Source organism: Mycobacterium sp. TH-M82 (assembly GCF_057473605.1).
On the sequence record NZ_JBYCKY010000252.1, the window covers coordinates 1 to 2,220 of the forward strand.

General features: G+C 69.1%; 3 protein-coding genes. 1 reads left to right on the top strand and 2 read right to left on the bottom strand.

All coding sequences use genetic code 11. The features are described 5' to 3' along the window. Positions 1-502 (top strand): neutral zinc metallopeptidase (locus tag AC2VON_RS07800; RefSeq protein ID WP_486952431.1); only part of this gene is annotated, 502 nt, incomplete at its 5' end. A gap of 7 nt (positions 503-509) precedes the next feature. Here the strand turns inward: AC2VON_RS07800 and AC2VON_RS07805 are convergent. Then, entirely contained in the window at positions 510-1,391 is an 882-nt protein-coding gene (locus AC2VON_RS07805) for a dihydrodipicolinate synthase family protein (RefSeq protein WP_486952432.1), read from the bottom strand. Positions 1,392-1,403: 12 nt separating this feature from the next. Then, the coding region (locus AC2VON_RS07810) for an aldolase (protein WP_486952433.1) at positions 1,404-2,220 on the bottom strand (817 nt) is incomplete at its 5' end.

The following is a 2,220-nucleotide window of genomic DNA, read 5'->3' on the forward strand; positions in this document are numbered from 1 at the left end:
GCCGTTCTACTGCCCGGTGGATCAGACCGCCTACTTCGACACCGACTTCTTCCAGGTGCTCGTCGACCAATTCGGCTCCAGCAGCGGACGGCTGGCCCAGGAGTACGTGGTGGCCCATGAGTTCGGCCACCACGTTCAGAACCTGGCCGGGACGCTGGGCCGCGCCCAGCACGGCGCGCAGGGACCCTCAGGCGCCGGGGTGCGCACCGAACTGCAGGCCGACTGCTACGCCGGGGTGTGGGCGCACTACGCGTCGATCACCAAACAGGAGAGCACCGGGGTGCCGTTTCTGGAGCCGCTGACCGACAACGACATTCGCGACGCGCTGTCGGCGGCGGCGTCGGTGGGTGATGACCGCATCCAGCAGGCCGCGACCGGCTACATCAACCCGGAAGCCTGGACGCACGGCTCGTCGGCGCAGCGCCAGCGCTGGTTCACCGTCGGCTATCAGACCGGCGACCCCAACCAGTGCGACACCTTCGCGGTGCGCGATCTCGGGTAGTGCTCGGTTAGTGCGGCAGCAACTCGGCCAGCCGCGCGCGACCGGGTTCGTCGAGCGGCAGCAGCGGCCGGCGCGGATCGCCGGCGTCGACACCGAGCAACTGCAGGCCGGCCTTGACCCTGGCGGCCAGCCCGCCCGCCACGATGAACTCCAGCAGCGGCTTGAGGTCGTCGTAGAGCGCCTGCGCCTTGTCCAGGTCACCGGCGCGCACCGCGGTGTAGAGGTCCAGGCACGGCTGCGCCCGCAGGTTGGGCGCCGCGGTGCACCAACCGGCGGCCCCCGCCCGCAGCGCGTCGAGCACCAGCGGATTGCTGCCGTTGTAGAACGGCAGCCGGCCGTCGCTGAACTTGGCGATGGCGAGCATCCGGGACAAGTCCCCGGTGGACTCCTTGACCATGGTGACGTGGTCGATGGTGTCGAACATGCGCACCAGCAGTTCCGGGCGCATATCCACGCCGGAGGTGGCCGGGTTGTTGTAGACCATGATCGCGACGTCGACCGCATCGGAGATGCTCGCGTAGTGCTGCGCGATCTCGCGCTCGGAGAGCTTCCAGTACGACACCGGGGCGACCATGACCGCGCCGGCGCCGGCGTCCCGGGCGTACCGGGCGCGCCGCACGGTGGTGGCGGTGGTCAGATCCGACACCCCGACGATCACCGGCACCCGGTGGTCGACGGCGGCGATCGACGTGTCGACCACGGTGTTGAACTCGTCCTCGCCGAGGTAGGCCAGCTCGCCGGTGCTGCCCAGCGGTGCGATCGCGTGCACCCCGGCCGTCACCAGCCGGTCCACCACGGTGGTCAGCGTCGCGGTGTCGATGCTGTCGTCGGAGGCAAACGGGGTCACCGGGTAGCCGATGATGCCGCGAAGTTCTGTGGAAGCAGGCACTTTTGCTGCTCCTCAGTGGGTGAGAGCGTCGGGATGAGCCGCCAGCGCGCGCCGGGCGTAGTAGGCGAAGTTGGCCTTGCTGCGGTCGGGCAGCAGCGTCCAGTCGTGGGCCTGGCGGGCCAGATCCTCGGGCAGTTCCCTGATGGTGCCGGCGGCCATCGCGGCCAGTTGCAGTTCGGCGGCGCGCTCGATCAGCACCGCCAATGAGCACGCCTCCTCGATGCTGGCGCCGGCGATGATCAGGCCGTGATGGGCCAGCAGGATCGCCCTCTTGTCGCCGAGGGCCTTGGCGATGATCTCGCCTTCCTCGTTGCCGACCGGGACGCCGGGCCAGTAAGGCAGGAACGCGCAGTCGTCGTAGAGCGCCGTGGTGTCCATGTGCGACACCGCCAGCGGGGTTTCCAGCATCGACAGTGCGGCCACGTGGAACGCATGGGTGTGCACGATGCAATTCACATCGGGGCGCGCCCGGTAGATCCAGCTGTGGAAACGGTTGGCCGGATTGGCCATTGCGGTACCGGCCTGGGAGTCCAGGGAAATCGGGGCGTCCGGGCCCGCCACCACGTTGAGGTCCTCGTCGACGAGCAGCAGGTTGTCCTCGGTGATCTCGTCGAAGCCCAGCCCCAGCCGCTGGGTGTAGTAGGTGCCGGGCCGCTCGGCGCGGGCGGTGATCTGGCCGGTCAGACCGGAGTCGTGCCCGCGGTCGGAGAGCGCGCGGCAGGTCAGTGCCAGCTTCTGCCGGGGGGTCCACGCCGGCTCGGTGAGGTTCTTTGCGAGACGGTCTGCGGCACGGTGCATCAGGTCGGATTTGGAATCGGTGAATGTGGTG